Here is a 25,477-nt window from a genome sequence, read left to right on the forward strand (position 1 = left end):
GGACCGTTGGCGCGCGAGGAACCGCAGGCGAGAGGTTGCAGGGTCGTTGCAGCGGTGCCAGGCGGCTCAGGCGGCCGGGACGGCGCGCAGCTCGCGCCGGCGCAGCGCCGCGGAGGCGGCCAGCGCGACCAGGCCGGCGGCCGCGAGCGCGGCGCCGACCAGGCTCGGCGCGGTGTAGCCGTGGCCGGCCGCGATCACCACCCCGCCCAGCCAGGCGCCGAGCGCGTTGGCCGCGTTGAGCGCGGAGTGGTTGAGCGCGGCGCCGAGCATCTGCGCCTCGCCGGCGACCTCCATGAGCCGCAGCTGCAGGCAGACGACCAGCGTCGAGGCGCTCATCGCGAGCAGGAAGACGACGGCGAACAAGGTGCGGCCGGTGGCCGCCGCGGGGCCCACGACCAGCAGCAGCGCCAGGACGGTGACCATCGCGCCCACCAGCGAGCGGAACAGCGCCAGGTCGGCCAGCCGCCCGCCCAGCGCGGTGCCGATGAAGCCGCCGACGCCGAAGGCCAGCAGCACCCACGGGACGGCGCCCCGGGCGAGCCCGGCCACGTCGGTGGTGATCGGGGCGATGTAGCTGTAGACGGCGAACATGCCACCGAACCCGACCGTGGCCACGACGAGCGTGAGCAGCACCTGCGGCCGGCGCAGGGCGCCCAGCTCGGTGCGGATGCCGGCGTCGCCGTCCTGCGGTGTCGGCGGGACGACGGCGAGCACCGCGGCGACGCTCAGTGCGGCCAGCACGACCACGGCCCAGTACGCCGCGCGCCAGCCCAGCGTCTGCCCGAGCCAGGTGGCCGCGGGGACCCCGGCGAGGGTGGCCGCGGCCAGGCCGAGCATGACCGTGCTGACCGCCCGCCCGCGCAGCTCCGCCGGCACCAGCGCGGCGGCCACCAGCGAGGCGACGCCGAAGTAGGCGCCGTGCGGCAGGCCGCTGACGAAGCGGGCCAGCAGCAGCGCCGTCGACCCGGGCGCCAGCGCACTGAGCACGTTGCCGGCCAGGAACGCCGTCATCAGCCCGACCAGCAGCCCGCGGCGCGCCAGCCGCGACCCCAGCGCGGCGATGACCGGCGCACCCACGACGACGCCGAGGGCGTAGGCGGAGATGACGTGCCCGGCCGTGGGGATGTCGACGCCGATCCCGGTGGCGATGTCGGGGAGCAGCCCCATGGTCACGAACTCGGTGGTGCCGATGGCGAAACCGCCCAGTGCCAGCGCGACCAGGGCCACCGCCACGCGCGGGGTGCCGAGCGAGGTCGGCGCGGGGGCGGGCGGGGCGGCGGCGCGGACGGTCACGTGACCGTGCCAAGGCCCCCGGTGCGGGGGGCATTCCCGGCCCGGCGTGTCCTCAGCCCCGTGGGCCCCGGCGCAGGGCGAGCAGGTGGGCGGCGGCCGCGGGCCGGCGCGGTGAGCCGGGCGGCAGCACCTCGAGGAGGGCCTGCCACGCGGCGGCGTCGTCCCGGGCCTCGGGCAGGGCGGTGAAGCGCAGCAGCAGCTCGGGCCGGCGGGCGCCCAGCACGGCGGCGCGCACGGCGGCGGCGGTCCGGCGGCGGGCGGCGGCCACGCCCGGCGCGCCCGAGCGGGGCAGCACCGGGCCGGTGTAGCGGTCGAGGGCCGCGGCGACGGCGCCGCGGTCGACCAGCCGGCGCACGCGGTCGAGGTCGGTCTCCAGCGGGCCGAGCAGCCGGTAGGGCCGCGAGCCGACCAGCTCGGGGCCCACCAGCCGGCGCAGCCGGGACAGCTCGGCGCGCACGGTGACGGCTGCGGCGCCACCGTGGCACTCGGCGGCCAACCGCTCGGCGCTGCGGCCCTCGCCGGTGACCGCGGCCTCGGCGAGCAGCAGGAGCAGCTCGGAGTGGCGCAGCGAGAGCTCGACCGGGCCGCCGGCGCGGGTGAGGCGGGCGCGGTCGCGGCCGAGCACCTCGAGCAGCGGTGCGGTCTCGCGCGCCGGGGCGGCCGGCACGGCCCGCGACCCGCCGCGCTCCTCCCGGTGCAGCCACCGCAGCTCCGACTCGACGGCGGCCACGGTCGCGCGGACGAGGGTGAGCACGTGCGGGCTGGCCACGTGGTCGCCGCCGGTGACGTCGATGGCGCCGAGCAGCACCCCGGTGACCGGGTGGTGCACCGGGGCGGCCGAGCAGCTCCACGGCTGCACCGGCCGGCGGTAGTGCTCGCTGCCGTAGAACTGCACCGGGTGGTCGAGCGCCAGCGCCGTCCCCGGCGCGTTGGTGCCGGCGACGTCCTCCGACCACCGGGCGCCGGGCACGAAGTGCATGCCCTCGGCCAGCGAGCGCAGCCGGCGGTCGCCCTCGACCCACAGCATCCGGCCGTCGGCGTCGGTGACCGCCACGATCATCCGGTCGGCCTCGGCGTCCTCGACCAGCAGCCGCCGGATCACCGGCAGCACCGGCGCCAGCGGGTGCGCGGCGCGGTAGGCGGCCAGGTCGTCGTCGAGAAGGTCGACCGGCGGGCCCTGGCCGTCGGGGTCGACGCCGCTGCCGAGGCTGCGCCGCCAGGAGTCCCAGACGACGGCGCGCACACCCGGGCGCTGCGGCGGGGAGCCACGGGTCACGAACGTCTCGTGGGCGGCTCGGAGCTGGCGGGTCAGCTCGGGCGTCGGGCGGCCACCGGGCAGCGCGAGCCACGGGCTGACGCCGGTCACGGCGTGGTCCGGGGGCTGGGACTCATGACCCGCCCATGGTGACGCCGATCCCACGACCGCGCCAGGCTGCCGGGCCGCTGGTCAGCCGGGTGGTGGACGGGGCCACGATCAGGGGACCTGATCGTCGCGCGTCCTCCCTCACGTCCCACGGTGAGGGAGGACGCACGATGATCAGGTCAGCTGATCATCGCGCGGGCCCGCCGGGCGGCGGGCGGGCGGGCAGCAGCGCTCGGGGGTCGCCCGCGCGCAGCGCCCCCGCCCACAGCCCGGCGCCGTAGGCGAGGTCCTCGAGCCGGCGGGCGGCCGCGAAGCGCACGGGGCCGACGTCGGCCCGGTGCGGCCACCAGGCGAGGGCGGCGTCGGCGACCGCGACCGCGGCGGCCGCCCGCCGGGCGCGGCGGGAGACGACGGCGGCCGCGGCGGTGAGCGGCCAGTGGTGCCGGGTGGCCGCGCGGGCCAGCGTGCGGGCGGCCGCGACGGTGCCGCGCAGGACCAGCGCGGCCGCCAGCCCGTGGGGCGCCGGCCGGCCCGGACCGGCCAGCCGGGCAGCCAGGCGGGCCGCGGCGAACACGAGGGTGCCGGCGGCCAGCACCCGGCCGGGTCGGCCGCCTCCTGCGGCGAGCGCCAGCGCGGCGGCCGACCACGGGGAGACGACGACCGGGGCGACCGCGCTGCCGTGCCGGGCGGCCAGCGGCGCGGCGCCGGTGCCGTAGAGCGCGCGGCGGCGCAGCCAGGCGGCCGTCGAGGTCGGGTGGTCGTGCGCCACGCGCGCGGCCGGGTCGTAGCGCACCCGCCACCCGGCCCCGGCCAGCCGCCAGATCAGGTCGACGTCCTCGGCCACCCGCATGCCGGCGTCGAAGCCGTCCCCCAGGGCCGCCCGCCGGGCCAGCAGCGCGGCGCTCGGGACGTAGGACAGGCCGGTCAGCGGCACCACCGGCGCCGGGGACGGGCCCATGTCGAGCGCGCTGACGGCCGTCTCGTAGGCCGTCACCCAGCCCCGCCGGGCGGCCGGCAGGGCGGTGACCCGCGGGGCGACGACGGCCAGCCGCGGGTCGGCCAGGTGCGGCAGGAGCACCTCCAGCCAGCCCGGCTCCGGCACGCAGTCGGAGTCGAGGAAGGCCACCGCGGCCGTCGTCGCCGCGCGCAGGCCGGTGTTGCGCGCGGCGGCCGGGCCCCGGGAGCGGTCGTGCCGCAGCACCTCGACGCCGGCACCGGAGGCGGCCGCGGCCAGGGCGGCGGGGTCGGCCGAGCCGTCGTCGACCACCAGCACCCGCACGCCGGCGGTGGCCGGGTCGGCGCGCAGGGCGCCCAGCAGCCGCGCGACGCCGGCGGCGCGGTCGCGCACCGGCACGACGACGGTGACGCCGTCCGGCCCGGGGGCGGGACCGGCCGGTTCGGGGACGGCGACCCCGGTGTCGAGCAGCCGCGCCGCGAGGGCCGCCGTCGCCGGGCCGGTGACGGCGAGCCGGTCGCCGGCGAACAGGTCGCGGGCGCGCGGGGCCAGGCGCAGCAGCCGCAGCGGCGAGCCGCCGAGCAGTGCCGCGCCGTCCTCCCGCCGGCGGGTGCCGGGGGCCAGCCGGACGGCGTACCCGTCGGGCAGCCGCTCCTGCGGCGGGGCGGGGACCGCGGTCACCCGCGCAGGACCGCGGCGGTCGTGGTTAGCTCCACCAGCGGCGCGTAGAGGCCCATGAGTCGCAGCGCGCCGTCGTGGTCCTCGTCGCCGGAGCCGGCGCAGGCGTCGGTGACCACCCGCACCGGGACGCCGGCGTCGGCCGCCGGCAGCACGGTGGAGACGACGCAGCAGTCGGTGGCCACCCCGGCCACGGTCAGCGGGCCGTCACCGACGAGCCCGGCCAGCTCCGGTCCCCACTTGCCGAACGTGGGAGCGTCCAGCACCGGCGCGGTGCCGGGGTCCTCGACCAGCGCGTAGAGCGGCGCGTCGGGCGGCTGGAGGGCGAAGGGCCACTGCTCGTAGTAGTCCACCCAGGCACCGGCCGGCTCGCGCGGGGCGACGAACCGGGTGAAGACGACGCGCTCGCCGAAGGCGGCGACCAGCGCGCGGATCCGGGGGCGGACCTCCGCGAAGCGGGGCGCCGCCCAGGGTGAGCCGGGGTCCCCGAACACGTGCTGGAGGTCGACGACGACCAGCCAGCCGGGGGGACCGCTCACGGCCGGAGGCTAGCCGGGGGCCGTGTACGCCTCGGGACCGCCGTCCCGGCAGGCGGGGTCAGCGGACGACGGGAGGCCGTCCCGCCGGCAGCGGGGCGGCCTCCTGCGCCCGCACCGCCGCGCGGCGCAGCAGCAGCGTGCCGAGCAGCCCGACCAGGAACGCGGCGAGGACGCCGAGGTTGGCGTAGGCCCACGCGCCGTCGCGGCCGCCGAGGCCCAGCGGGCCGAGCAGGTAGCCCTGCCAGTCCAGCCAGCCGGCGGAGGTGTTGGTGACCAGCCCCCAGCCGAGCACGGTGCCGAGGGCCAGCAGCAGCAGCGGCACCGGCGGGACGGCGCCGTAGCGGCCACGGGGGTCGTAGAGGTCGGCCTCGGCGTGGTCGCGGCGGCGCAGCGCGAGGTCGGCCAGGAAGATCCCGCACCACGCGGCGATCGGCACGCCCAGGGTGATGAGGAAGCCCTGGAACTGCACGAAGAACCCGCCTGTGGCGAGGAAGACGACCCAGACCGCGCCGAGCACCATGAGCGTGCCGTCGATCCCCGCGGCGACCGGGCGCGGCACCCGGAGGCCCGCGGCGAGCAGCGACAGGCCCGAGGAGTAGATGTCCAGCAGCGCGCCGCCGACCAGGCCCAGGACCGCGACGACGACGAAGGGCACGAGGAACCAGGTCGGCAGGATCGACCCCAGCGCCCCGATCGGGTCGGCGCCGATCGCGGCCGACAGCTCGGCGTCCGACGCCGCGAGCAGCAGCCCGGTGGCCAGCAGAAGCACCGGGGCCAGCGCGCCGCCGACCGTCGTCCAGCCGACGACGCCCGCGGTGGACGCCGTCCGCGGCAGGTAGCGGGAGTAGTCGGCCGCGGCGTTGACCCAGCCGAAGCCGTAGCCGGTCATCGCCAGCACCAGCGCGCCCACGACGGCCGCCGCGGGCCCACCGGGGACGGCCGTGACCGCCGACCACTCGACCTCCCCGGCCACCAGGGCCACGTAGACGACGGTGAGGACGCCGCTGACCACGGTGATCCAGCGCTGCATGCGCATGATCGCGTCGAAGCCGAGGACGCCGCCGCCGACGACGAGCACGGCCACGACGAGCAGCGCGACCACCTGGGTCGTCGTCCCGCCGCTCCACCCGAGTTGGGTGAAGACCGTGGCCGTCGCCAGCGTGGCCAGCGAGACCAGGACGGTCTCCCAGCCGACCGTGAGCACCCAGGACAGCACCGCGGGCACGCGGTTGCCGGTGACGCCGAAGGCCGCGCGGCTGAGCACCAGCGTCGGCGCCGAGCCGCGCTTGCCGGCGATGGCGACCAGCCCGCAGAGCAGGAAGGAGACGACGATCCCGACGACGCCGGCGACCAGCGCCTGCCCGGCCGAGATGCCGAAGCCCAGCAGGAACGAGCCGTAGGCCAGGCCGAGGACGCTGACGTTGGCGCCGAACCACGGCCAGAACAGCTGGGCGGGCCGCCCGCGGCGCTCCTCCTCGGCGATGACGTTGATGCCGTTGGTCTCGACGGCGACCCGCCCGGCCGCCGCCGGGCTCCCCTGTGTCCGGTCCACGGCCGGCTGGTGCGCCATGTGCGTCCCCTCTCGCTGGGTGCTCGGACATCCTGGTGCCCCGAACCGAGGAGGGCCCGTGCACGAGTACCCGCAGATGATCGTCCCCGTCGGGCACGTCGAGCCCGTTCCCCGGCGCGTGCGCGCGCTGCTCGGCGGGGTGGTCGTCGTCGACACCACCCGGGCGCGCTACGTCTGGGAGTGGCCGCCCTATCCGCAGTACGCGATCCCGGTGGACGACGTCGCTCCCGGCGTGCTCGCCGACGAGGGGGAGGCGGTGGAGACGCCGGTCGGCACCGCGGCCCGGCACGGCCTGCGCGCCGGCGACCTCGAGCGGCCGGGCGCGGCGCTCGTGCACGGCGGCGACCGCGTCCCGGAGCTGGCCGGGCACGTCCGGTTCGACTGGGCCGCGCTCGACGCCTGGTTCGAGGAGGACGAGGAGGTCTTCGTCCACCCCCGCAACCCCTACGCCCGGGTCGACGCCGTCCGCTCGTCGCGGCGGGTGCGGGTGGAGCGCGACGGCGTGGTGCTGGCCGAGTCCGCCTCGCCGGTGCTCGTCTTCGAGACCGGGCTGCCCACGCGGTCCTACCTGCCGCGCACCGACGTCCGCTGGGAGCACCTGACGCCCAGCGGCACGGTGACCCAGTGCCCGTACAAGGGGCGCACCAGCGGGTACTGGTCGGCGCACGTGGGCGGTGGGGTGGTCGAGGACGTCGCCTGGTCCTACGACTTCCCGACACGGGAGGTGTCGCCCGTCGCCGGGCTGGTCGCCTTCTACGACGAGGAGGTCGACGTGTTCGTCGACGGTGTCCGCCGGGAGCGGCCGCGCACCGACATGCGCTGACCGTGAGGCTGGCCGGGTCCCGGCCGACGGCTCAGCGCAGCCGGCCGTCCGCGCCGACGTCCCAGCGCCCGACGGCCGCCGTCAGCCGGGCGGCGATGCCGGCCAGCAGGCGCGCGCCCTCCTCCGCCGAGGCGCCGGCCGGGTCGCCGAGCACGCCGGTGGGGCTGACCCCGCGCACGCCCTCGGCCCGGAGCCGGGGCAGCAGCTCGGCGATCGGCGCCGTCTCGCCCGGGACGGACCGGTCGGTCCGCACCGCGCGTGGTTCCACGTGCAACAGCAGCGAGGTCTCGGTGCGGCCGGCGTGCGCGTCGCCGCCGGGGATCCCGCACGGGAACCAGGCGGCGTCGCGGCCCTCGGCCCGCAGCAGGGGGACCGCGCGGCGCAGCGCCTCGAGGTTGCCGCCGTGGCCGTTGACGACCAGCAGCCGGCCGGCCCACCGGCAGGCGGAGCGGCCGTACTCGACGAGCACCGCGGCCAGCGCCTCCGTGCCGATCGAGACGGTGCCGGGGAAACCCTCGTGCTCGCCGGAGGCCCCGTAGGCGAGGGCGGGGGCCACCACGGCGTCCAGGCGTGCGTGCTCCACCACCGCGGAGGCGACCGCGGTGTCGGTGGCCAGCGGCAGGTGGTGCCCGTGCTGCTCGACCGAGCCCAGCGGGACGACCAGCAGGGGCCGGTCGGGCAGCTCCGGCCACACGGCGCCGGCCAGGTCGGGCACGCGGGCAGCCTAGGCGGGGTCGGGCACCTCGTCGGGCAGCTGCCACGGGCGGACGACGAGCACCAGGACGGCGATCGCGGTGACCAGCGCCGCGACGACGACCGTCCCCATGGCGACCGCGTCGTTGCCGAGCACGCCGACCAGCGGGGCCACCGCCGCGCCGACGCCGAACTGCACCGCGCCGAGCAGCGCCGCCGCGGTGCCGGCCGCCTCACCGTGCCGCGACAGCGCCAGGGCCGGGGCGTTGGGCAGGGCCAGGCCGGAGGCGAACAGCACCGCCCACAGCGGCAGCGCCACCGCCCACAGCCCACCGGTGCCCGTGGCCGAGAGGACCACCAGCACCACGCCGGCCAGCGCGCCGACGACCACCCCGGCCACCAACACCTGGGCGGGCGAGAAGCGGCGCAGCGCCACCGGGTTGAGCTGGGTGGCGGCGATCAGCCACACCGCGCCGGCGCCGAACAGCAGACCGAACTGCTGCTCGTCGAGGCCGAACTGGCCCTGGAAGACGAACGACGAGCCCGACACGTAGCTGAACAGCCCGGCCATCGTCAGGCCGGCCACCAGCACCAGGCCGACGTAGACCCGGTCGCGGAACAGCGCCCGGTAGCCGCGCAGCGTCCCGGCGGGGCCGGCGGTGCTGCGCCGCTCGGGCGGCAGCGTCTCCCGGACGGCGAACCAGCCGACGGCGAGCAGCAGCGCCCCGTAGAGCGCGAGCAGCAGGAACACCCCGCGCCACGAGGTGAACCGCAGCACCTCCCCGCCGATCGTCGGCGCGAGCACCGGCGCCGCGCCGAGGACGAGGAACAGCCGCGAGAGCATGGTCGCGGCGGCGCGGCCCTCGAACAGGTCCCGGACGACGGCGAGGGCGATCACCGCGCCGGCCGCCGTCCCCACGCCCTGCACGAACCGCAGCGCGCCGAGCACGGCGATCGACGGCGCCACCAGCACCAGCAGCGAGGCGAGGACGTGCAGCGCGGTCCCGGCCAGCAGCGGGCGGCGGCGGCCGAACGCGTCGGACAGCGGGCCGAGGACCAGCTGGCCCAGCGCCAGCCCGACCAGCGTGCCGGTGAGCGTGAGCTGGACGGTGGCCGAGCTGGTCTGCAGGTCGTCGGCGATGGTGGGCAGCGCCGGCAGGTACATGTCGATGGTCAGCGGGCCGAGCGCCACGAACGCGCCGAGGGTGAGCGCGGTGCGCGCCGTCCCCGGACGGTCGGCGAGGGCGGGCGCCGCGGCCGGCCGTTCCTGGGTCGTCGTCACGACAGGGGGCAAGCCGCTCCGACGCCGGCGCATTCCGCCGGGGTCGTGTCAACCGGCCGGATCGGGGAACGAGGGACCCATGACGACTCACTCCCCGGACGCCACCCGCAAGGTCGCCGAGCTCATGAAGGGACAGAGGTTCGGCTTCCTCACGACGACGATGCCCGACGGCCGCCTGACCAGCCGCCCGATGGCGCTGCAGGAGGTCGAGTTCGACGGCGACCTGTGGTTCTTCGCCGAGCACGACGCCCCCTGGCTCACGCACATCGCGGCCTCGCCGCAGGTCAACGTCGGGGTCGGCTCAGGCGGGACCTGGGTGTCCCTGACCGGGACCGCGCGCGTGGTCGGCGACGTCGCGAAGAAGAAGGAGCTGTGGAACAGCGGCGTCGAGGCCTGGCTTCCCCAGGGCCCCGAGGACCCGTCCGTGGTGCTGGTCAAGGTCGACGGCGACACCGCGGAGTACTGGGACAGCCCCGGCAACCGGCTGGCCACGGCGCTGAGCTTCGTCAAGGCCAAGGCCACCGGGTCGCAGCCCGACACCGGCGAGAAGGACGTCGTCGACCTCTGAGAGGACCCCTCGCCCCCCCGCCCCCCGCCCCTCGTTCCCGCTGCAGGGGCCCGCCCCGAGCCTCCGAGTGGCGGGGGGCAGCGGGGTCCTCCCGTCAGCGGATCGTGTAGCCGGCGTCGACCGGCAGGGTCACACCGGTGACGTAGCGCGCCTCGTCGGAGACGAGGAACAGGATCGCGTTGGAGATGTCGACCGGGTCGACGTAGGGCACCGGCAGCGCGTGCAGCGTCTCGAACAGCTCGGTGAACTCCTCCCTCGTGGGGTTCGGGTCGTCCGACGTGAACAGCCCCCAGGTCTTCTCGTTCTGGATCATCACGGTGTCCACGCCGGTCGGGTGCACGGTGTTGACCCGGATCGACTGCTTGCCGAACTCGTTGGCCAGGGTCCGCATGACGCCGATGACGCCGTGCTTGGCCGCGGTGTAGTGGATGGTGTTCGGCGTCCCCTTGAGCCCGGCGGTCGAGCTGGTGAGGACGATCGACCCGCCGCCGGAGGAGATCAGGTGCGGCAGCGCCACCTTGCAGGTGTTCCAGACGCCGGTCAGGTTGATGTCGAGCATCTCCTGCCAGGCGGCGTCGGAGAGCTCCAGCGACGGCGCCAGCTCGAAGACGCCGGCGTTGGCCAGCACGATGTCCAGGCGGCCCAGCTGCGCGACGCCGTCGTCGACCGCCGCCCTGAGCGCCGCGGGGTCGCGGACGTCGGCCTTCGTCGCGACGATCCGCCGGTCGAGCGCCTCGACCTGCCGCACGGTCTCGGTCAGGTCCTCCTCGGTGGCCGGCGGGTACATCCGGATCGACTCGACCGGGCCGCAGAGGTCGACGGCGATGACGTCGGCCCCCTCCTGGGCCAGCCGCAGCGCGTGGCTGCGGCCCTGGCTGCGGGCGGCTCCGGTGATGAAGGCGACCTTGCCCTCGACGCGTCCTGCCACGGGTTCCTCCTGTGCGGTGTCGGGCTACTTGGTGATCCAGCCGGCGTCGACCCGGTGGGTGGTCCCGGTGATCCACCGGCCGGAGTCGTCGGCGGCGAGGTAGAGCACGGCCTCGCTGACGTCCTCGGGCTGCACCCACGGGGTGGGCAGCAGGTTGAGGTCCTGGAAGACCCCGCTGACGTCGTCGCGGGTCGGGTGCTCGAGGTCGGGCCGGAAGAGCCGGTGGACGTTCTCGTTCTGGATCAGCGGGGTGTCGACGTTGGTCGGGTGGATGGAGTTGACCCGGATCCGCTCGGGCGCGAGCTCGAGGGCGAGGGAGCGCATGAGCCCGACGACGCCGTGCTTGGCGGCGACGTAGGACGCCACGTTGGGCATGCCGCGCAGCCCGAGCGCGGAGCTGACCAGGACCAGCGACCCGCCCTCGCCGTGCGCGCGGACGTGCGGGACGGCGGCCTTGGCGGTGAGGAAGACGCCGGTCAGGTTGACCTCGAGCATGTCCCGCCACTCCTGCGCGGGGGTGTCGGCGACCTCGTGCGGCGGGACGCCGATGCCGGCGTTGGCGATCGCGCAGTCCAGCCGGCCGAGCTGGGCGACGCCGTCGGCGAGCCCGCCGGCGAGGGCGTCCTCGTCGGTGACGTCGGCCTGGAAGGTCACCATCCGCCGGTCGAGCGCCTCGACCGCCGCGACCGTGCCGGCCAGGTCCTGCGGCGTGGTCACCGGGGCGGTGGCGCTCGGGATCGGCCCGCAGACGTCCATGCCGATCACGTCGGCGCCCTCGCGGGCCAGCCGGATGGCGTGGCTGCGGCCCATCCCGCGGCCGGCGCCGGTGACGAAGACGACCTTCCCGGCCATCCGGCCGGCCACTACTTGACCACCGACCCGGCGTCGACGGGCAGCTGGACGCCGGTGACGTAGCGGGCGTCGTCGCTGACCAGCCAGAGGATGGCGTTGCTGATGTCGGCCGCCTCGACCCACGGGACGGGCATCGCGTTGAGGCCCTGGAACAGCGGCGCCACGTCGTCCTGGGTGACCTCGTCCTCGGGCCTGTCCGGGACGAAGTTCCCGTAGGTCTTGCGGTTGTGGATCATGTCGGTGCTCACCGCGGTCGGGTGCACCGAGTTGACCCGGATCATGTGCGGCGCCAGCTCGTTGGCGAACGTCTTCACCAGCCCGACGACGCCGTGCTTGGCGGCCACGTAGTGCGCGAGGTTGCCCAGGCCCTTGATCCCGGCCGTGGAGCTGGTCAGCACGATGGCGCCGCCCTGGCCGTGCGCCTTGAGGTGCGGGACGGCGGCCCGGACGGTCTTGAAGACGCCGGTGAGGTTGATGCCGATCATGTCGTCCCACATGTCGTCGTCGAGGTCCTCCACCGGCGCGAAGCTGGCGATGCCGGCATTGGCCAGGACGATGTCGAGGCGGCCGAGCTCGGCCACGCCCTCGTCGACCGCCGTCCTGAGCGCCGCGGTGTCCCGGACGTCGGCGACGCGGGAGACCACCCGCCGGTCCAGGGCCTCGACCTGGCGGACGGTCTCGGCGAGGTCCTCCTCGGTGGCCATCGGGTAGCCCACCGTCGGGACGTCCGCGCAGCGGTCGACGGCGATGACGTCGGCGCCCTCCTGCGCCAGCCGCAGCGCGTGGCTGCGCCCCTGGCCGCGCGCGGCCCCGGTGATCAACGCGACCTTGCCGTCGAGCTTGCCCATGCCCACTCCTCCGCCTCGCTGGTGACCTGGGCCACAAACTATGCGGATGGTGTGCAGGGACACAAGGTGCGGGAGGCGGCCGCCGGACGGGAGGCGGGCTGGTCGGACCGCGAGTGCGTGCCAGCGGACTCCCAGCCGCCGTCCCGCCGGCGGTCAGCTGGGGGGACGACGCTCAGGGAGCTCTCCCCAGGGCGCCCCTCCGGCTCGCGAGGGGGCGCTCCGGGGGGAGTCCACCCACGACTCGGAGGTGCCCGGTGCTCGTCCTGACCGTGCTCGTCGTCCTGCTCGTCACCATGACGCTGGCCGACCTCGCGCCCGCCCTGCTGCCCGAGGGACCGACGCTGGTGGCCCTGCGCTGAGGGTCAGCCGGCGAAGCCCGCCAGGGGCGACTCGTCGCAGATCTTGGCCGGCGGGACCGCCGGCATGCCGAGGAGCGTCGGCTGACCGCGCACCGGGCCGGTGTGCGAGTGGTCGACGTGGCTCTTCGGCGTGACCAGCTCGAGGTCGCGCGCGGCCAGGGCGGACTCGCCGTACCCCTGCACGCACTCGGGGTCGGGCCCGTCCAGCGGCAGGCCGGTGAAGAACTTCGCCGCCATGCAGCCGCCACGGCAGGCATCGAAGTGCGCGCACTTCGTGCACGCGCCGCCGGTCTGCGGGCTGCGCAGCTCCTGGAACAGGTCGCTCTGCTGCCACACCCGCTGGAAGCCGCCCTCGCCGCGGACGTTGCCGGCGAGGAACTGCTCGTGGATGGCGAACGGGCAGGCGTAGACGTCACCGACCGGGTCGATGAGGCACACCACCCGCCCGGCGCCGCACAGGTTGAGGCCCGGCAGCGCCTCGCCGTAGGCCGACAGGTGGAAGAACGAGTCACCGGTGAGCACCCGGTCGCCGTTGGCCTGCAGCCACGCGTACAGCTCGCGCTGCTGGGCCTGGGTGGGGTGCAGCTGGTCCCAGACGTCGGCGCCGCGGCCCGAGGGGCGCAGCCGGGTGATCCGCAGCTGGGCGCCGTAGCGGTCGGTCAGCGCCCGGAACGCGTCGAGCTGGGAGACGTTCTCCCGGGTGACGACGACCGAGACCTTGAAGTCCTTCATCCCGGCCTCGGCGAGGTTCTCCAGCGCCCTCGTGGCGGTGGCGAACGAGCCGGTGCCGCGGACCCGGTCGTTGACCTCGGCGGTGGCGCCGTCCAGGGAGATCTGCACGTCGACGTAGTCGGTGGCCGCCAGCTGCCGCGCCCGGGTGCGGTCGAGCTTGACGCCGTTGGTGGAGAACTTGACGCCGACGTCGTGGCCGATGGCGTAGTCGAGGAGGTGCCAGAAGTCCGGTCGCACGGTGGGCTCGCCGCCGCCGACGTTGACGTAGAAGACCTGCATCCGCTGCAGTTCGTCGATGACGCCCTCGGCCTCGGCCGTCGTCAGCTCGCGCGGGTCGCGCCGTCCCGAGGAGGACAGGCAGTGCACGCACGCCAGGTTGCAGGCGTAGGTCAGCTCCCAGGTCAGGCAGATGGGGGCGTCGAGGCCGTACTCGAACTGGTCGACCAGCCGCCCGCCGGTCGGGCGCTCGGGCGCGGGGGGACGGGACGGCAGGACGGCGGTCACGTGCGCACCTCGATCATCTGGGAACGGGCGAGGTCGGCCAGCGCCTTGACGTAGGCGGGCCGCTGGGCCTCGGGGACACCGCACGCGAGCAGGGTCGCGTCGGCGCTGGGCTGGTCGGCGAGCGCCTCGACGACGGCGACCAGCGTCTTCGACTTGAGGAACGACAGCTTCCGGTTGCCGAAGTGGTAGACCAGCGCCCCGAACGGCTCCGGCCGCAGGGCCACCGACCGGGCGCGCCGCCAGGGCAGGGCCGGGTCGAACACAGCCGGGTCGAACGTGGCGGGGTCGGGGACGTCCGCGGCCGGAGCGGTCGAGGTCACGTCGGTCGGCTCAGTAGACGCCGCACATGCCGTCGATGGAGACCTCCTCGACGAGGGACTCCTCGACCAGCGCCTCCTCGGCTCCGGTCGCCTGGGTCTCGGCCTGGGTCTCGGTCTGGGTCTCGGTCTGGGTCTGGGTCGTCTCGGGCATGGGGACCTCCGGGTTCCGGGGGACGGGGATGGCGAGGACGTTAGAGACACCGGGTGCCACCGGCAAGCGCGTCCCCGCGACCCGCCCGGTCGACGGGGACCGCCCCGTCCGACCGGGTGGGCGAGGATGGGCCGGTGAGCACGTCGCCGGGTCCCGCCGTCCCCGGGCCGGTGCCGGACGCCCCCACGGCCCTCCCCCGCGCCGTCGGCGGCGTCCGTGCGGCGACGCGCGCGCGGATCGAGCAGGCGGCCCTGGAGCTGTTCACCGCGGAGGGCTTCGAGCAGGTGACGATCGAGGAGATCGCCGCGGCCGCGGGCACCAGCCGGCGCACGTTCTTCCGGCACGTGGGCAGCAAGGCCGACGCCGTGTGGGGCGACTTCGCCGGCCACGTGTCCCGGCTGGCCGGCCTGCTCGCCGCCGCCGGCGACGACGTCCCGGTCCTGCCGGCCGTCTTCGGCGCCTACGTCGAGGCCAACGCCTACGCCGGAGCCGACCTGCCGGTGCTGCGCCAGCGGATGCGGCTGATCCTCACCGAGCCGGCGCTGCTGGCCCACTCGCAGGTGCGCTACGCCGACGTCGACCGGGTGGTGGCGCGGTACGTGGCCCGGCGCCGCGGCGAGGACCCGGCGGGGCTGCTCCCCCGGCTGGTCGCCACGACCACCCGCGCGGCGGCCACCACGGCGTTCGAGGTGTGGCTCGACGACGACCGGGTCACGCTGGCCGACACCCTGCGCACCGCCTTCGGCCAGCTCGCGGCCGGCTTCCCCGAGCTCCGCGCCCCGGCACAGGAGGCTCTCCCCACGTGAGCGGCCCCGTCGACGTGGGGAGAGCCTCCTATGCCTCGACCAGGGCCGCGGACAGGCCCTCGAGCAGGCGGTCGACGTCGGCGTCGTCGCTGTAGGGCGCCAGCCCGATGCGCAGCCCGCCGGCGTCGCCGAGCCCGAGCCGGCGGGAGGCCTCGATCGCGTAGAAGGAGCCGGCCGGCGCGTTGACACCGCGCCCGGCCAGCGCGCGCGACACCTCGGCGGCCGGCCGGTCGGCCCAGGTGAGCAGCAGCGTCGGCGTCCGGGAGGCGGCGCGCGACCACAGCGTGACGCCGGGCAGCCCGGTGACGGCGTCCTCGACCCGCTGCCGCAGCCGGTCCTCGTGCGCCTCGACCGCGGCCATCCCGGCGACCAGGCGGGCCCGCCGGTCCCCCTCGGCCCCGCCCAGCGCCGCCAGGTAGTCCACCGCCGCGGTCGTGCCGGCCAGCAGCTCGTAGGGCAGCGTGCCCAGCTCGAACCGCTCGGGGACGGCGTCGGTGGAGGGCAGCAGCTTGTCCGGGTGGAGCGTCTCCAGCAGCGAGGGCGCGGCGACGACGCAGCCCAGGTGCGGGCCGAGGAACTTGTAGGGCGAGCAGGCGTAGAGGTCGGCGCCCAGCGCGGCGACGTCGACGGCCGCGTGCGCGGTCAGGTGCACGCCGTCGACGTAGGCCAGCGCGCCGGCCCGGTGCGCCAGCGCGGTGATCGCGGGCACGTCGGGCCGGGTGTCGATGAGGTTGGACGCGCCGGTGACGGCCACCAGCCGGGTCCGGTCGGTGAGCACCGCGGCGACCGCCTCGGGGGTCAGCTCGCCGGTGTCGGGGTCGAGGTCGGCCCAGCGGACGGTGGCCCCGCGCGCGGCGGCGGCCTGCACCCACGGGCGGACGTTGGCGTCGTGGTCGAGCCGGGTGACCACGACCTCGTCGCCCGAGCCCCAGCCGGCCGACAGCGCGAGGGACAGGTCGTAGGTCAGCTGGGTCATCGACCGGCCGAAGACGACGCCGCCCGGGTCGCCGGCCACCAGGTCGGCGACCGCGGCCCGCGCGGCCACGACGACCGCGTCGGCGGTGCGCTCGGCCTCGGTCACCTGCCCCCGGTTGGCGATCGGGGCCACCAGGGTGGCCGCGACCGCCTCGGCGACCTGCCGCGGCACCTGGGAGCCGCCGGGGCCGTCGAAGTGCGCGGCGCCGGCGCGCAGCGCGGGGAAGTCGGCACGGACGGCGGCGACGTCGTAGGTGGTGGCAGTGGTCACCCCCGCAGCATGCACGCCCCCCTCCGGTCGGGCAGGTGCACCTGGCCGGACGGGCCGACCTGCTCCTCCGGACGGCCGGTTCCTCCCGCCGCCCCCTGCCGCCGGGTGGAACCCGGCTCATACCGTCCGCGCCGACGGCTCCCGCAGGCAGACGGAAGGACCCCTCCCATGCAGGTCGAAGAACTCCTCAAGCCCTTCCCCATCAAGGAGTTCCACCCGTTCCCGCGGGCGCTCATGGGCCCCGGTGCGCACGAGATCATCGGCCCCGAGGCGCTCAAGCTGGGCTTCACGAAGTCGCTGATCATGACGTCGGGCCTGCGCGGCTCGAACATCGTGGAGAAGATCGCCGAGTCGATGCGCTACCACGGCCTGGAGGTCGTGGTCTTCACGCTGCGGCCGGTGGTCGAGGACGCCGAGGGGCACGGGCACGCCCACGACGACCTCGAGGACTCCGGCGAGCTGACCCGCATGACCTGGTCGCCGGACCCCGACGCCGAGGTGCAGGAGGGGCACAGCCACGGCAAGCCGGTGGACATCAAGGAGTTCTTCGATCCTGCGGACCTCGCCGCGCAGTACAACCTGCACCAGGAGGCGAACAGGGTCGACCTCGCCTCGCTGACCCAGCAGATCGTGCTGTCGTCGGAGAGCGCGAGCGGCCCGGCCGAGGACGCCCAGCAGGTGCAGCTGGAGGTCTCGCGGCTGCACGACCCCGGCCTGCCCGGCGACCTGGTGCGCGGCGGCGGCACCCGGCTCGACGTCGAGCTGACCGTGGCCCAGCAGCAGGCGCTGCGCGACTGGCTGGCCGACCCGGTCGGCGACCTCGACCCGGAGGTGGCCGAGGCGCTGCGCCGCCAGCTCGCCGGGGTCATCGAGGACCTGCCCGAGCTGCTCGCCGCCCACCTGCAGAAGCTCGCCGAGATGACCGACCTGGCCATCGAAGAGCGCGAGCTGGCCCGGGCGCCGGTGGAGAAGGTCACCGAGGCCGAGCGGGCGCGGATCGAGGAGTCGCTGCGCCGGCTGGCCACCTCGCTGCACGGCGGGCTGACGCACAAGAAGCGGCAGTACCCCCGCGGGCGGGTCGACGTCTCCCGGACGATGCGGCGCAACCTGCGCTACGACGGCGTCCCGTTCCGGCCGGTGACCACCCGGCTGGCCGAGGACAAGCCGCGGCTGGTCGTGGTCGCCGACGTGAGCCTGTCGGTGCGGACGACGGCGCGGTTCAGCCTGCACGTCGTGCACGCGCTGCAGGACCTGTTCGCGCAGGTGCGCACGTTCGCCTTCGTCGACGACGTCGTGGAGATCACCGACCTGTTCGACGAGCACCCGCTCGAGCACGCGCTCGGGCTCGTGTTCGGCGGGGACGTCGTCGACGTCGACGCCTCCAGCGACTACGGCACCGTGTTCGCGAAGCTCGCCGCCGACCACTCCGGCGCCTTCACCCGCCGCTCCACGCTGCTGGTGCTCGGCGACGGCCGCGGCAACGGCAACGCGCCGCGGCTGGACGTCTTCGGCGACCTCACCCGCCGCGTGCGCGAGACGATCTGGCTGACCCCCGAGCCGCGGTACTCCTGGGCGCTGGGCGGCTGCGACCTGCCGGCCTACGCCGAGTACTGCGACCGCGTGGAGGTCATCCGCGACCACAGCGGCCTGGAGACCTGGGCCACCGACGTCGTCACCCGCGCCTCGTCCCGCTGACCGCGGGAAGCGGCCCGGTCAGCGGCCGGCCCACGCGGGTCGGGAGGTGGGGGGCGGTCCCCCCGTGGTCGCGATGCGGTCCAGCTCCTCGGTGTCCGCAGGGCCGAGCACCAGCCCACCCGCCGCGAGGAGCTCCTCCAGCTGGACGAGCGAGGTGGCGCTCGGGGCGACCAGCACGTTCGGGGAGCGGGCCAGCAGCCACGCGATGGCCACCTGCACCGGGGTCGCCCCGACCCGGCGCGCGACGGTGTCCAGCACCGCCGTCTGCACCGGGCTCATCTCCCCCACCGGGAAGAACGACGTGTAGGAGACCCCCTCCAGCGCCGTGTAGGCCAGGCCGTCCCGGGCCAGCTCGTCGACCAGGGCGTCGTCGGTGCGGTGGATCAGGTTGTAGTGGTTCTGCACGCAGGCCAGCGGTGCGATGCCGCGCGCCTCGGCGACCTGGCGGCCGGTGCTGTGGCTGACCCCGAGCTGACGGACGAGCCCCTCCTGCCGCAGCCGGACCAGCGCCTCGAGCGGCTCCGCGAGGGAGCGCTCCGCAGGCTCGCCCAGGCCCGGCATCCGCAGGTTGGCGACGTGCAGCGCGTCGAGCCCCAGGTGCTCGAGGTCCTCCTCCACCGACCGGCGCAGCTCGTCCGGCGTCAGCGCCTCCTCCCAGCCGCCGTCCGGTGTCCGGCGGGCGCCGACCCGGGTGACGATGACCAGGTCCTCGGGATAGGGGTGCAGCGCCTCGCGGATCAGGTCGTTCACCACGTGCGGGCCGTAGAGGCCGCTGGTGTCGACGTGGTCGACGCCCAGCTCGACGGCCCGGCCCAGGACGGCGAGCGCGACGTCCCGGTCGGCCGGGGGCCCGGTGACCCGTGGCCCGGTGAGCTTCATGCCGCCGTACCCCAGGCGGTGCACGACCCGGTCGCCGAGGGGGACCGGTCCGGACCTCGCCACGGTGGTCGTCATGCCGCGCGAAGGTAGGGTCGGGCGGGCGCCGGACGACACGTCCGTTGGACACTGTCCGGCGCGGCCGTCACGGGTCGTGCGGCCGACTGCAGCACGTCGTGGGCCGCCTCCAGCGTGTCGTCGGTGTGTCACCGCGAGGCCGCCAGGACCCGGTCCCGGGCCGTCGGGGGCAGCCGCGGCGCGGCGGGACCGGCCCGGCACGTCGCTGCGCCGGTGCGAGACTCCCCGGGTGACCGACCTGATGTTCTCGGACTCGATCGTCGTCGCCGCCTCGCCGGAGGCGGTCTACGACCTGGTCAGCGACGTGACCCGCACCGGCGAGTGGAGCCCGGTGTGCGTGGCCTGCTGGTGGGACGAGGGCGCCACCGGCCGGGTCGGCGACTGGTTCACCGGCCGCAACGTGACCCCCGAACGCACCTGGGAGACCCGCAGCCGGGTGGCCGTCGCCGACCGCGGCCGGGAGTTCGCCTGGCTGGTCGGCGGCTCGCGGGCGCGGTGGGGCTACACCCTCGAGCCGGTCGAGGGCGGCACCCGGCTCACCGAGTCCTGGGCGTTCCTCCCCGACGGCCTGGCGCTGATGGCCGAGCGCTACGGCGCGGACGCGCAGGAGCAGGTCGCGCTGCGCACCCGCACGGCGCACGAGGGCATCCCGGCCACCCTGGCCGCGATCAAGCGCGTCGCGGAGGGCTGAGCCGGTCAGCCCGTCCGCGGACGGGCCGCCGGCTCGGCCGGTCAGCCCTGGCAGAGCGACGACCCGTACCGGCAGGCCACGACGTCCGGCGTGTCGACGGGACGGCCGGCGTCGACGGCGTGCGCCAGCCGGATGAACCCCGCGTGGCTCCAGGACAGCGGAGTGGCCGAGAACGTCGGCTCGCCCGGCTCGAACTCCGTCCCCTCCGCCGACGGCGGCTGGTCGTCCCACACCTGCTCGGCGAGGAAGAACGACGCGTCGTCGGCCGAGCGGGCCATGGTGTCCAGCCGCTCCTGGGCACTCGCCGCGGCGTCCCCGCCGAGGGCCAGCTCGTACTCCCCCCGCTCACCGGTCAGCAGCGGCCAGCCGCGGCCGATCGTCTCCCGGGAACCCGGGTCCACCGGCTCCCACTGGGTGCCGTCGGCCTTCTCCCCGTACCCGTCGAAGCTCGACCGGTGCCAGAACTGCCCGTTGGCGGTGTCGTAGCCCAGCTGCTCGTCGATCAGCCGCAGGGTGGTGGTGACCACCGGGTCGTCGGCCGGCACGATCCCCAGCCGCACCAGGTCGAGGAAGCTCGGGTCGAGCACCTCCCGCTGGTCGACCAGCGGGCCGCCGTCGGCGATCTGGATCTGCGTGCCGGCGTCGGCGTCCCCGTCGGCGGTGATGCGCAGGTAGTACGGGTCGGGCGACAGCGGGCCGGTGGTGGTCACCGTCCACTCCGCCAGGCCGGCCCGCCAGGCGTCGGCCGTGGCGAGGTAGGTGTCGGCGCGGACGCTGTCGCCGTTGGCCCGGGCGATCTCGGCGGCGGTGACCAGGCCGGCGATCTCGGCGGCGATGGTGTTGGGCGACCAGCCGGCCAGGTTCTCCCAGCGCTCCTGCTCGGTGTCGGGTCCCTCGGCCACCAGGAAGTCCGCCGAGAGCCGCACGCGCGCCCAGTCCTCCGGCCCGGTGCGGCCCAGCTGCCAGGCCAGCACGATCGGCAGGGCGACCTCGTCCATCTGCAGCCCGCCGAACACCGCCTCCCCGTCCAGCCGGGCGTTCTGCGGGAAGCTCCCGTCGGGGCGCTGCTGCACCGTCCACAGGTGGTCCAGCGCCCGCTCCGCGGCCGCCTCGTCACCCATCGCGATCAGTGCGGTCGCGTGCTGGTAGAGGTCGCGTGACCAGACCTCGTGGTAGACGGGGAAGCGCTGCAGCTCGTTCGCCCACGCCCACGGCTTGCCCGGGGAGGCGACGAACCCGCCGCGGAACGTCTTGTCCTCGCTCGCCGCGACGACCATCGCCGACACGTCGTACTCCGTGCGCCACTGCTCGACGCTGGCCGGCGCAGGGGCGAGGCCGTCGAGGTAGCCGTGCCAGCCCTCGGTGTAGGCGGCCAGGGCGGCGTCGAAGCCGCGGTCGAGGGCCTGGTCGGCGGCCTGCGCGGCCTCGTCCTCCGTCGTCCCGAAGCCCAGCGCCAGCGTGAGCCGCTGGGCGCCGTCCAGGCCGGTGAGGTCGGTCCGCCCGATCTGGACGACGTTGCCCGGGGTGGGCGCGTCCCAGGTGTCGTCGAGCACGAAGTCGTCGCGCAGGTCGGACCAGCCGTCGCTGCGCTCGAGGTAGCCGCTGGAGGTGTCGGTGAGACCGCCGGAGCTCACGACCGCGCTGCTCAGCGCGCCGTCGGTGGCCAGCAGCCGCCCGTCGGCGGAGCGGCCGGTGTCGTCGTTGGCGTTGAGGCCCAGGCCCACGTCGTGCAGCACGTAGACCTGGTAGGGCTGCCCGTCGAGGGACTCGACCTGCACGTCGACGAGCACCGCCGACCGGTCGGGGTCGGTCGTGTAGGTCTTGGTGATCCGGTACCGGCCGCTGGTCGCGGTGTTGGTCTGCCGGTAGACCAGCGCCCGCGGGTCGACCAGCTCGACGACGGAGTCGGTGTCCTCGTCCTCGCGGTCGGCGAAGGTGGCCCCGTCGGTGACGACCAGCTGGGTGTCCCGCGAGCTCGGGGTGTCGATGCGCGGCGCGTAGACCTCGCTGAGCGCGCCGTCGTTCAGCGTGTACCAGACCTTGCTGTCGAGGGCGCCGATCGCGGTCCCGAAGCCGTCCTTGTCGCCGGGCGACCAGTCCGCCGCCTGACCGGGGTACCCGGGGGCCGCCTCCTGGGCGGCGGCGGGCGGCACCACGCCGAGGACGAGGACGCCGACGGCGCCCCCGAGCAGCGCGCGGGCCGGCCCCCGCAGGCGCCTGCCGCGGCGCGGACCCTGGACGACGTCTCGAGCGCTCACCGGCTGCTCCCCCCGGCCGCCGCCGCCCGACCCGGGACACCCCGCGCAGGCGGGGTCCGGGGTCGCGGCACGCGGGGCACCGTTCGGTCGGTGCCGACCCGCCGGGCGTCGCCGGGGCCGGCGCGGCGCCGCTCGCGGACGCCGCAGCTGGGCGGGCCGCCACCCGGGGCTGAGGTGTGACCCGCGCCACACCCTAGGGAGCCCAGCCGCACCGCGCCACCGCCGGACGGGGCTGCGGCGACCGCGACACGTGCACAGGACGCGACCCGGACGCGTCCGCCACCGCGGGGAGTGCACGAACCGCGGACGGCACCTCTCAGATGAGCCCCAGCTTGGAGCCGGCGTACACCGCCTCGGCGCGGCGGGAGACGGCGAGCTTGCGCATGAGGTTGGTGACGTGGAACTTCGCCGTCGTCGCCGAGATGTAGAGCTCCCGGCCGATCGCCTCGTTCGACAGGCCCCGGGCCAGCAGCGCCAGCACCTCCCGCTCGCGGCCGGTGAGGTCCGGTGACGACGGCGAGGGCGGCGAGGGCGGCGAGGGCGGCGCGGGGGCGGCCAGCGACCGCACCACCATCGCCGCGCTGTGGCTGTCGAAGGCGCTCTCCCCGCGGCGCACCGCCCGGATGGCGGCCACCAGCGCGACGGCGTCGACGTCCTTGAGCACGTAGCCGCGGGCCCCGCGCTGGATGGCCTCGAGCACCAGCCGCTCGTCGAGGAACGTCGTCACCACCAGGACGCCGGGGGCCGGCGTGCGGGCGGTGAGCTCGCCGCACAGCGCGAGCCCGGTGACGTCGGAGCCGGCCGACAGCTTGAGGTCGAGCAGCACGATGTGCGGCCGGACCCGGGCGACCAGGTCCAGCGCGTCGGCGGCGGTGCTGGCCTCGCCGACCACCTCGACGTCCGGCTCGCGCTCCAGGATCGAGCGCAGCCCCTGCCGGACGATGGCGTGGTCGTCGACGATCACCAGCCGGATCGGCTCAGACACCGGCGCCCTCGTAGTCGAGGATGTGCCCGCCGTTGCTGGCGACGACGGCGACCGCCTTGGCCGCGTCGATGACCGAACCACCGCCCAGCCCGATGATCACGTCGCAGCCGCTCTCCCGGTAGCGCTGCACACCCTCGGCGACCTCGGCGTCCTTGGGGTTGGGCGTGAGCCCGGACCAGACGGTGGGCCGCAGGCCGGCGTCGACGAGGTGGCCGGCGAGCTCGGCCCACCAGCCGGCCTCGATCAGCCCCGCGTCGGTGACCACGAACGGACGGCGGGCGCCCAGGCGCAGCGCGGCGAAGCCGGCCTCCGACAGCGCACCCCAGCCGAAGACGACCTCGGGCACCAGGTACTTGGTGAACCCGCCGCGGGCGGGCGCCGGCGTGGGCGTGGGGCGCGGCCGCAGCTCGCGCCCGATCGGGAGGCGGGTCGCGGGCGGGCCTGCCCGCAGCGGGACGGCGGTCACCGCGGGGGGCGGGACGGCGGAGCGGGGGCGCGGGTCTCTGCGGGCACGGCGACCTCCGGAGGCGGGCAGCCCGCCCACGATAGCCGGTTCGTAGTGCGCGTCACAGTATCGTGCGCGATGAACGCCCCTCCCCGGCCGGGAGGGGCGGGGCGCATCCGGAGAGGAGCTGCCTCAGCGGCCGAGGATGCCGCCGATCGCGCCGCCGAGGCCGCCACCCTGGCCACCGCCGCCGCTGAGCATCTTCACGAGGTCCATCGGGTCGAGGCCGAGCTTCTGCAGCAGGCCGGCGTGCTGGTCGGTGTCGACCTGGCCGGGCAGTTCCTGGTCGGCCTGCTGCGCCTTGGCGTCGTCGCCCTGGGAGCGCAGCAGCTGGAGGATCTGGTCCTTGTCGATCTGCATGGACCGCCCCTACCCCCGGGGTCCGGCCGGCACGCGCCGGCAGGTCAACACGCGGCGCGCACGATGCGGTCGGGCCGGACGGCGACGGAGGTGGCGCGGCCGGCCCGCAGCCACGCGGCGAGCACGCCGTCGACGTCGTCGACCCGGGTCCGCCGCCCGCCGGCCTCGACGGTCAGGACGCCGTCGCCGGCCGCGGTGAGCACCGCCGGCCCGGTCCCGAGGACGTCGTCGAGCCGGCACTCCCGTCCGTCCACGCGGACCCGCGCGCGGGGGACCAGCGTCCCGGCCAGCCGGCGCCCGGCCCGGCCGCGCCGGTCCACCAGCGGCCCGCGGCGCAGCGGCGGCGTGCGGCTGTCGGTGGCGTAGGCGGCCAGCGCCGGCACCCGGTCGACGGCGGCGAGCACCCCGCGGCGCACCGGCACGGCGGCCGCTCCCCCGCCGGTCATCAGCCGCCCGACCAGCGCCGCCAGCCGGACCAGGGCCCGCGCGTACGGCTCGCGCTCGGCCTGGTGGGTGTCGAGCAGCTCGTCGCCGGCCGCCCCGCCGACGACGGCGGCCACCTTCCAGGCCAGCTGGTGGACGTCGCGCAGGCCGAGCCCGAGGCCCTGGCCGACGAACGGCGGGGTGAGGTGCGCGGCGTCGCCGGCCAGCAGCACCCGCCCGCGGCGCCAGCGGTCGGCGACCTGGGCACGGTGGACGTACTCCGCCGTGCGCACCACCTCGGCGTCCTGCGCACCGAAGGGCGCGAGGAGGGCGCGCAGCGCCGCCGGCCCGGTGAGGTCGGCCGGGGTCTCCCCCGGGCGCAGCCGCGCCTCGGCGCGGTAGCGGTCGCCGGCGACGGGCATGAACGTGGCCGCGCGGAACGGGTCGCAGACCTGGTGCACCCCCGGCCAGACCCGCAGCGGCGCCGCCGAGCGCAGGTCGACCACCAGCCAGCGGTCGGGCCGGCCGAGGTCGCGCATCCGGGCGCCCAGCAGGCCGCGGACGGTGCTGCGTGCGCCGTCGCAGCCGAGCACGGCGGAGGCGACGACGTCCTCGCCCGGGGCCCCGTCGTGGCGCACCCGGACCGTGACGGACCGGTCCGCGTCCTCCAGCCCGACGACCTCGACACCCGTGCGCACCGTGACGCCGGGCGCCCGGTCGACGGCGGCGCGCAGCAGCCGCTCGAGGTCGGGCTGGTGGAACATCGACGCCTGCGGCCAGCCGTGCCGTCCCGCTCCCGGCGCGCGGCGGAACTCCGCCAGCGTCCGGTGGCCGGCGTCGAGCAGCCGCAGGCCCGCCATCGGCCGGCTGACCGCGAGGAAGCCGTCGGCGATGCCGGCGTCGGCCAGCGCCCGCAGCGCCTCGTCGTCGAGGTGGACCGCGCGGGGGAGGTCGTGCGGCCGGGGCCGGCGGTCCAGCAGCAGGACCTCCAGGCCCTGCCGCGCCAGCAGCAGCGCCGCGGTGGTGCCGACCGGGCCGGCGCCGACCACGACCACCGGCGCCGGGTCCGAGGCGAGCTGCGACACGCCGCCCAGTG

General features: G+C 76.1%; 25 protein-coding genes. 5 read left to right on the plus strand and 20 right to left on the minus strand.

Going from position 1 to position 25,477, the window contains the following annotated elements; translation table 11 throughout:
• Positions 1-66: 66 nt before the first annotated feature.
• From ACWIZO_RS05740 to ACWIZO_RS05760, 5 genes are all read right to left on the minus strand, one after another.
• Positions 67-1,293 (minus strand): MFS transporter, encoded by a 1,227-nt coding sequence (locus ACWIZO_RS05740; RefSeq protein ID WP_448641546.1) that lies wholly within the window; start codon positions 1,291-1,293, stop codon positions 67-69.
• Between the two features lie 52 nt (positions 1,294-1,345).
• Positions 1,346-2,659, minus strand: a complete 1,314-nt coding sequence (locus ACWIZO_RS05745; protein ID WP_448641547.1) for a GAF domain-containing protein — start codon at positions 2,657-2,659, stop codon at positions 1,346-1,348.
• 184 nt (positions 2,660-2,843) lie between these two features.
• A complete protein-coding gene (mftF, locus tag ACWIZO_RS05750) occupies positions 2,844-4,292 on the minus strand; it encodes a mycofactocin biosynthesis glycosyltransferase MftF (RefSeq protein ID WP_448641548.1) in 1,449 nt (482 codons plus the stop codon).
• On the minus strand, positions 4,289-4,828 hold the full coding sequence (locus tag ACWIZO_RS05755) for a cysteine hydrolase family protein (RefSeq protein ID WP_448641549.1): 540 nt from the start codon (positions 4,826-4,828) through the stop codon (positions 4,289-4,291). The genes mftF and ACWIZO_RS05755 overlap by 4 nt, the downstream gene beginning before the upstream one ends.
• Before the next feature lie 58 nt (positions 4,829-4,886).
• A complete protein-coding gene (locus ACWIZO_RS05760) occupies positions 4,887-6,398 on the minus strand; it encodes a purine-cytosine permease family protein (RefSeq protein WP_448641550.1) in 1,512 nt (503 codons plus the stop codon).
• Positions 6,399-6,456: 58 nt separating this feature from the next.
• Between ACWIZO_RS05760 and ACWIZO_RS05765 the strand changes: the two genes are divergently transcribed.
• On the plus strand, positions 6,457-7,221 hold the full coding sequence (locus ACWIZO_RS05765) for a DUF427 domain-containing protein (protein WP_448641551.1): 765 nt from the start codon (positions 6,457-6,459) through the stop codon (positions 7,219-7,221).
• 31 nt (positions 7,222-7,252) lie between these two features.
• Here the strand turns inward: ACWIZO_RS05765 and mftE are convergent, their stop codons facing one another.
• Positions 7,253-7,936: a mycofactocin biosynthesis peptidyl-dipeptidase MftE gene (gene mftE, locus ACWIZO_RS05770; RefSeq protein WP_448641552.1), complete on the minus strand. Its 684-nt coding sequence runs from the start codon at positions 7,934-7,936 to the stop codon at positions 7,253-7,255.
• Positions 7,937-7,945: 9 nt separating this feature from the next.
• Positions 7,946-9,196 (minus strand): multidrug effflux MFS transporter, encoded by a 1,251-nt coding sequence (locus ACWIZO_RS05775; protein ID WP_448641553.1) that lies wholly within the window; start codon positions 9,194-9,196, stop codon positions 7,946-7,948.
• A gap of 79 nt (positions 9,197-9,275) precedes the next feature.
• Here ACWIZO_RS05775 and ACWIZO_RS05780 point away from each other — a divergent pair, with 79 nt between their 5' ends.
• Positions 9,276-9,764 (plus strand): pyridoxamine 5'-phosphate oxidase family protein, encoded by a 489-nt coding sequence (locus ACWIZO_RS05780; RefSeq protein WP_448641554.1) that lies wholly within the window; start codon positions 9,276-9,278, stop codon positions 9,762-9,764.
• Positions 9,765-9,858: 94 nt separating this feature from the next.
• Here ACWIZO_RS05780 and ACWIZO_RS05785 read toward each other — a convergent pair whose 3' ends face one another.
• From ACWIZO_RS05785 to mftA, 6 genes are all read right to left on the minus strand, one after another.
• Positions 9,859-10,692 (minus strand): mycofactocin-coupled SDR family oxidoreductase, encoded by an 834-nt coding sequence (locus ACWIZO_RS05785; RefSeq protein ID WP_448641555.1) that lies wholly within the window; start codon positions 10,690-10,692, stop codon positions 9,859-9,861.
• Between the two features lie 24 nt (positions 10,693-10,716).
• Entirely contained in the window at positions 10,717-11,544 is an 828-nt protein-coding gene (locus ACWIZO_RS05790) for a mycofactocin-coupled SDR family oxidoreductase (RefSeq protein WP_448641556.1), read from the minus strand.
• Positions 11,545-11,555: 11 nt separating this feature from the next.
• Positions 11,556-12,392, minus strand: a complete 837-nt coding sequence (locus ACWIZO_RS05795) for a mycofactocin-coupled SDR family oxidoreductase (protein ID WP_448641557.1) — start codon at positions 12,390-12,392, stop codon at positions 11,556-11,558.
• Positions 12,393-12,754: 362 nt separating this feature from the next.
• Complete coding sequence (mftC, locus tag ACWIZO_RS05800; protein ID WP_448641558.1) at positions 12,755-13,987, minus strand: mycofactocin radical SAM maturase; 1,233 nt, start codon at positions 13,985-13,987, stop codon at positions 12,755-12,757.
• Entirely contained in the window at positions 13,984-14,307 is a 324-nt protein-coding gene (mftB, locus tag ACWIZO_RS05805) for a mycofactocin biosynthesis chaperone MftB (RefSeq protein ID WP_448641559.1), read from the minus strand. Before mftB ends, mftC begins: the two co-directional genes overlap by 4 nt.
• A 10-nt stretch (positions 14,308-14,317) precedes the next feature.
• Positions 14,318-14,458, minus strand: coding sequence for a mycofactocin precursor MftA (mftA, locus tag ACWIZO_RS05810; RefSeq protein WP_448641560.1), 141 nt, complete (start codon positions 14,456-14,458; stop codon positions 14,318-14,320).
• Between the two features lie 134 nt (positions 14,459-14,592).
• Here mftA and mftR point away from each other — a divergent pair, with 134 nt between their 5' ends.
• Positions 14,593-15,264 carry a mycofactocin system transcriptional regulator gene (mftR, locus tag ACWIZO_RS05815; RefSeq protein WP_448641561.1) on the plus strand — a complete coding sequence of 224 codons (672 nt, stop codon included), beginning with the start codon at positions 14,593-14,595 and terminating at the stop codon, positions 15,262-15,264.
• Between the two features lie 28 nt (positions 15,265-15,292).
• Here the strand turns inward: mftR and ACWIZO_RS05820 are convergent, their stop codons facing one another.
• Complete coding sequence (locus ACWIZO_RS05820) at positions 15,293-16,510, minus strand: cysteine desulfurase-like protein (protein WP_448641562.1); 1,218 nt, start codon at positions 16,508-16,510, stop codon at positions 15,293-15,295.
• A 168-nt stretch (positions 16,511-16,678) separates the two neighbouring features.
• Between ACWIZO_RS05820 and ACWIZO_RS05825 the strand changes: the two genes are divergently transcribed.
• The gene (locus ACWIZO_RS05825) at positions 16,679-18,205 is read left to right on the plus strand and encodes a VWA domain-containing protein (protein ID WP_448641563.1); all 1,527 of its coding nucleotides are present in this window, start codon (positions 16,679-16,681) and stop codon (positions 18,203-18,205) included.
• 18 nt (positions 18,206-18,223) lie between these two features.
• On the opposite strand, the gene ACWIZO_RS05830 is transcribed toward ACWIZO_RS05825, so the two are convergent.
• Positions 18,224-19,159 (minus strand): oxidoreductase, encoded by a 936-nt coding sequence (locus ACWIZO_RS05830; RefSeq protein ID WP_448641564.1) that lies wholly within the window; start codon positions 19,157-19,159, stop codon positions 18,224-18,226.
• A gap of 229 nt (positions 19,160-19,388) precedes the next feature.
• Here ACWIZO_RS05830 and ACWIZO_RS05835 point away from each other — a divergent pair, with 229 nt between their 5' ends.
• Positions 19,389-19,850, plus strand: coding sequence for an SRPBCC family protein (locus ACWIZO_RS05835; RefSeq protein ID WP_448641565.1), 462 nt, complete (start codon positions 19,389-19,391; stop codon positions 19,848-19,850).
• Positions 19,851-19,891: 41 nt separating this feature from the next.
• Here the strand turns inward: ACWIZO_RS05835 and ACWIZO_RS05840 are convergent, their stop codons facing one another.
• The 5 genes from ACWIZO_RS05840 to ACWIZO_RS05860 form a co-directional block, all read right to left on the minus strand.
• A complete protein-coding gene (locus ACWIZO_RS05840) occupies positions 19,892-22,108 on the minus strand; it encodes a glycoside hydrolase family 15 protein (protein WP_448641566.1) in 2,217 nt (738 codons plus the stop codon).
• 316 nt (positions 22,109-22,424) lie between these two features.
• The gene (locus tag ACWIZO_RS05845) at positions 22,425-23,093 is read right to left on the minus strand and encodes a MadR family response regulator transcription factor (protein WP_448641567.1); all 669 of its coding nucleotides are present in this window, start codon (positions 23,091-23,093) and stop codon (positions 22,425-22,427) included.
• Complete coding sequence (locus ACWIZO_RS05850) at positions 23,086-23,559, minus strand: iron-containing alcohol dehydrogenase (RefSeq protein ID WP_448641568.1); 474 nt, start codon at positions 23,557-23,559, stop codon at positions 23,086-23,088. The genes ACWIZO_RS05845 and ACWIZO_RS05850 overlap by 8 nt, the downstream gene beginning before the upstream one ends.
• A 171-nt stretch (positions 23,560-23,730) precedes the next feature.
• Positions 23,731-23,958, minus strand: coding sequence for a hypothetical protein (locus ACWIZO_RS05855; protein ID WP_446757805.1), 228 nt, complete (start codon positions 23,956-23,958; stop codon positions 23,731-23,733).
• A gap of 44 nt (positions 23,959-24,002) precedes the next feature.
• Positions 24,003-25,466 (minus strand): bifunctional 3-(3-hydroxy-phenyl)propionate/3-hydroxycinnamic acid hydroxylase, encoded by a 1,464-nt coding sequence (locus ACWIZO_RS05860; protein WP_448641569.1) that lies wholly within the window; start codon positions 25,464-25,466, stop codon positions 24,003-24,005.
• Positions 25,467-25,477: the final 11 nt, after the last annotated feature.

This window comes from Geodermatophilus sp. URMC 63 (assembly GCF_053502565.1).

Coding starts and splice junctions, on each gene's coding strand:
- ACWIZO_RS05760 (WP_448641550.1), bottom strand. CDS start 6,398: ATGGCGCACCAGCCGGCCGTGGACCGGACACAGGGGAGCCCGGCGGCG.
- ACWIZO_RS05780 (WP_448641554.1), top strand. CDS start 9,276: ATGACGACTCACTCCCCGGACGCCACCCGCAAGGTCGCCGAGCTCATG.
- ACWIZO_RS05790 (WP_448641556.1), bottom strand. CDS start 11,544: ATGGCCGGGAAGGTCGTCTTCGTCACCGGCGCCGGCCGCGGGATGGGC.
- ACWIZO_RS05795 (WP_448641557.1), bottom strand. CDS start 12,392: ATGGGCAAGCTCGACGGCAAGGTCGCGTTGATCACCGGGGCCGCGCGC.
- mftA (WP_448641560.1), bottom strand. CDS start 14,458: ATGCCCGAGACGACCCAGACCCAGACCGAGACCCAGACCGAGACCCAG.
- ACWIZO_RS05825 (WP_448641563.1), top strand. CDS start 16,679: ATGCAGGTCGAAGAACTCCTCAAGCCCTTCCCCATCAAGGAGTTCCAC.
- ACWIZO_RS05830 (WP_448641564.1), bottom strand. CDS start 19,159: ATGACGACCACCGTGGCGAGGTCCGGACCGGTCCCCCTCGGCGACCGG.
- ACWIZO_RS05855 (WP_446757805.1), bottom strand. CDS start 23,958: ATGCAGATCGACAAGGACCAGATCCTCCAGCTGCTGCGCTCCCAGGGC.